General features: G+C 67.6%; 4 protein-coding genes. All 4 read right to left on the reverse strand.

Annotation, left to right across the window (positions count from 1 at the left end; translation table 11 throughout):
- Nucleotides 1–169: 169 nt before the first annotated feature.
- The 4 genes from ON23_RS16655 to secF all read right to left on the reverse strand — a co-directional run bounded on the left by ON23_RS16655 (nucleotide 170) and on the right by secF (nucleotide 4,255).
- Entirely contained in the window at nucleotides 170–583 is a 414-nt protein-coding gene (locus tag ON23_RS16655; protein ID WP_143860098.1) for a hypothetical protein, read from the reverse strand.
- Nucleotides 584–732: 149 nt separating this feature from the next.
- Nucleotides 733–1,290: an adenine phosphoribosyltransferase gene (locus ON23_RS16660; protein WP_373282197.1), complete on the reverse strand. Its 558-nt coding sequence runs from the start codon at nucleotides 1,288–1,290 to the stop codon at nucleotides 733–735.
- A gap of 50 nt (nucleotides 1,291–1,340) precedes the next feature.
- Complete coding sequence (locus ON23_RS16665; RefSeq protein WP_039779277.1) at nucleotides 1,341–3,077, reverse strand: ABC transporter substrate-binding protein; 1,737 nt, start codon at nucleotides 3,075–3,077, stop codon at nucleotides 1,341–1,343.
- On the reverse strand, nucleotides 3,077–4,255 hold the full coding sequence (gene secF / locus ON23_RS16670; protein WP_373282198.1) for a protein translocase subunit SecF: 1,179 nt from the start codon (nucleotides 4,253–4,255) through the stop codon (nucleotides 3,077–3,079). Before secF ends, ON23_RS16665 begins: the two co-directional genes overlap by 1 nt.
- Nucleotides 4,256–4,276: the final 21 nt, after the last annotated feature.

A 4,276-nucleotide genomic window follows, 5' to 3' on the forward strand; every position in this document is an offset into this window, starting at 1 on the left:
GCTGGCGTTGTTCTTCCCGGGCCTGTTCAACACCGGCTCCCACGATTGGGACGTCATCATCAATTACGGTCTGGCAGCGGTGTTCTGGCTCGTGGTGACCGGGATCATCGCGCGCCTGCTGGCGCGGATCTAGTGCCGCGCCAGTGGATCGACCCGGCGTCGGAAGGTATCAGCGTTCGTGCGGGGTAAGGAATTCCATCCGATGATGGTGGAGGAATTCGAAGGCCGGAGCCCAATGCCCGGTGAAGACGTCCTCTTCCTTACCCACCGCATGCTGTGAGGCCGCGCCCGTGCGCGGATCCCGGCAGACCACGCGAGCGTTGTGCCGTCCCGATGGAACCGGTCCGCTGTCCAGTTCCACCGAACCGTCGGAACCGACCGTACGCCAAGGCATATCGATACCCGAACCGGTGATCCGGCAGGCCTGCCCGGCCTTCTCCCCCGTGACCCGGGCCGTGATGGTGGCGCCGCCCCGCAGCGCCACCGAAGGAGTAGCCGCAGCGGTCGCGCCGCCGACGACGAACGCGACGCCCACCGCGCCCGCGAGCGCTGCCCCGATGCGGGTACGCCGGCTGCGGCTCATCGCCACCACCGGCCGGCGTGTCCTGTTCCGGCACTGTCGCGCGCACTGCGGTACTCGTTCATGCGATCGTCCGTCGGTCGTTCATCCGGGCCCCCTTGCCGCACGTCAGCATAACGATCCCCGCGCGCGCCCCACAACAGACACGCGACTCACACCTGCACGATCGAGGTCAGCGCGTAGTCGCCCTGGCGAGCACGTCCGCCGAGTTCGCCGATCTCGAGTACCACCGCGGCCGCGGCCACCTGCGCCCCGGCGGTACGGAACAGTTCCGCCGCGGCGGCCAGCGTGCCGCCGGTGGCGAGAACGTCGTCGAGCAGCAACACCTTGCGGCCGGTGAGGTCGATGCCGTCGGCCGGAATCTCCAATGCCGCAGAGCCGTATTCGAGGGTGTACTCGCGGGAGAGCACCGGCGGCGGCAGTTTGCCGCCCTTGCGCACCGCCACCACGCCGGTGCCGAGCAGCGCCGCCACACCGGCGCCCAGCAGGAATCCGCGCGCGTCCACCCCGGCCACCAGATCGGCGTCGGGAGCGCAGGCGGCCAGGCATTCGATCACCGCGTGGAAGCCCTCGGCGTCGGCGAACACCGGGGTCAGGTCCGCGAAACGCACACCGGGGGTGGGGAAATCGTCGTGCCAGCGCGTCAGGCGCCCGACCACCTCGGCGGTCCGCGCGACCTTCTCCTCCGCGGTTTCGGCCGTTTCCACCATCGTGTGCTTACTCATCTACACCCGCTCCCTCATCCAGCGTCCGAAGACGCTCACCGCCGCAACACCCAGCGGTCCATATTCCAGCCCGCACCGGCCTTGGTGGGGCTCGCGACCCCGTTCTCCAGGCCCTTTCCGAACGCGACGGTCCGAGGCGTGTTGAACAGCGGGATCGACGGCATCTTGTTCCACAGCAGATTCTCGGCCTCGGTGTCGAGATTCAACACCGTCACCGAATTGTCGTCCGCCGCAAGCTGATCCGCGATCGCATCGTAACGCCCGTTGCCGAAGCGCCCGAAATTCACGCCCTGACCGGTGCGCAGCGCCGCGGTCGCCTCGATTCCCGGCAGCGAACCGGCCGGGCCCACGGCCGCCGCGGTGCCGCCGAGTACGGCGTCCACCTTGCCGACGCCCAGTTCCGCGGGCGTGAAGTCCGCCGCACCGGCGTCCACGACGGTCACACCCGCCGCCTTGCAGGCATCGCCGATCATCGCGACGGTGCGGGCACGGCGGTCGTCGGGGCTGCGATAGCCGATCCGGACGGTGGGGTTGGCCACCCCGGCTGCCGCGAGAGCCCGCTGTGCACCCGGCGCGTCGCCCGTACGATATTTGTCCGCCGGTCCCGTGATCGCCGGATAGTACACCGAATCAGCCTGTACCGTGCGGGAATTCAGCGGACCGGAACCCAGGCCGGATTTGTCGTCGAAACCCGGATGCCCGAGGGTGTCGAACAACGCCTGCCGCGGGACACACAGCGCGAACGCGCGCCGGGCATCGGCGGAGGCGAAGACACCCGCGGTGGACAGCACCAGCTGCTCGGCGCCTCGGCCCGGTTGCTGATTCACCGAGAACTTGTTCAGGCTCAGGTCTTTCACCGAGCCCGCCCCGATGTCGACCACCTCGACGGAGTTGTCGGAGATCTTCTTCTTCAGGTCGGCGTTCTTGGGCCACACCACGATGCGCGGCGTGGCGGGCTTGTTGCCCCACCACTTCTCGTTCTTCACCAGCACCAAACCGTCGCCGTCGCTGTAGGACTCGATGCGGTACGGCCCCGAGGACGGCAGCAGGTCGGCGTTGATGTCACCGGATTTCAGAGTCCAGCCGGTGTTCCAGAACTGCGCCAGCCGATCGAGTGCGGCCTGGTCGCCGGACTGCACGGCCGCCACCACATTCGGCACACCCGCGGCCTTGGCGGCGATGTGCGCCGGCATCAGATCACCGGCGTTGAACAGCGTCTGCCAGGCCAGGAAGTGATGATCCGGCCGGAACACCACGGTGGCGTCCTTCGAGCCGGGCTGGCATTCGACCCGCTCGATATCGGAATAGCCGGCGGTGGAGGCGGCATCGAACAACGGAATCGCGCCGCCCGGACCGGGTTTGGTGAACCGCCCACTGCGCGCGGCCCATTCGAGCACGAGATCGTCGCACGAGGTGGGCACCCCGTCGGAGTAGACCGCGTCGCGGTTGAGCCGGTACCGGATGGTCTGCGCCTCGCCGGCCACCTCGTTGGCGGTGCCGACATCGGTGTCGGCCACGGGCTGACCGTCCGGACCGGTGTAGAAGAACCCGGTCAGCACGCGGGAGAACAGCGCCGCGGAACCGCCCGCGACACCGGCCGAACTCCCGCCGTTGTAGGTGGCCGGCACCGCGTCGACGGCATATCCGATGGATGGCACCTGGTTCTTGCTCGAACAACCCGCGATCACGCCGGTGAGCAGTGCACCTGCCGCGATCACACCGAATGTCCGCCGGAGCGTCCGCCGCACGCGATCCGACCCCCTTCGCCTCATCAGTGGGTTCTCTTGTGCCGCTTCCCGGTGGGCCGGGCACCGGGTCTCGGTGCGGCGGAACCGCTGTCGCGGGTGCGGGTGGCCACCGGGGCACCGGAGGCGCGGCGGGCCGGCGTCTCACCCGCGCGGCCGGATTCGCCGGCGGCACGTTTGGCGAGCACCTTGCGGGTGTGCGCGGCCACGGGGCCGAAGCGCTCCTTGATCGAGACCAGCAGCGGCACGGCGAAGAAGATCGACGAGTAGGCGCCGACGATCATGCCGACCAGCTGCACCAGCGCGAGATCCTTCAGAGTGCCCACACCGAGCAGCCAGACCGCGATCACCAGCATGCCGACGATGGGCAGGATGCCGATGACCGTGGTGTTGATCGAACGCATCAACGTCTGATTGGCCGCCAGGTTGGCCTGTTCACCATAGGTGCGCCGGGTCAGATGCAGGACACCGCGGGTGTTCTCCTCGACCTTGTCGAACACAACCACGTTGTCGTAGAGCACATAACCCAGGATGGTCAGCAGGCCGATCACCGCGGCGGGCGTCACCTCGAAGCCGACGATCGAATAGATGCCGGCGGTGACGATCAGGTTGAAGAACAGCGAGGCGATCGCGGCGATCGACATGTCGCGTTCGAATCGGATGGCGATGTAGATCATCGTCAACAGGACGAACACCACCAGCGCGATGAGTGCCTTGCGGGTGATCTGCCCACCCCAGGTCTCGCTGATCTCGGTGACGCTGATGACGCTGCGGCTGGCCGTGCCGCTGGCATCCGTCGGATGGTACTTCGTGAACAGCGCATCCGCGATCTTGTCCTGCTGCGCGGAATCCAGTGTCTCGGAACGGATCTCGAAGGAGGCCGAGGAACCCGAACCGACCTTCTGCACGGTGACCGGACTGTGTCCCAGTGCCTGCGAGTAGGTGTCCTCGACCGAGGTCGTGGTCATACCGCTGGTCGCCGGGATCTGGATCTTCGTACCGCCGGCGAAATCGATGCCGAGGGTGAAGCCGCGCACCGCGATGCTCAGCACCGCGATCAGGACCAGCACCGCCGCGATGCCGTAGTACAACTTGCGGCGGCCGACGATCTGGAAGCCGCCGGTGCCGGTGTAGAGGCGTTCGAAGAATCCGTGCTTCGGTGCGTCCGCGGTGGGCAGCGACTCGTCCACGAGTGGTTCCTCCAACACCTGACTGCGATTGTCGCT

Origin of the sequence: Nocardia cerradoensis NBRC 101014 (assembly GCF_000308535.1) — a bacterium.
Classification (GTDB): domain Bacteria; phylum Actinomycetota; class Actinomycetes; order Mycobacteriales; family Mycobacteriaceae; genus Nocardia; species Nocardia cerradoensis.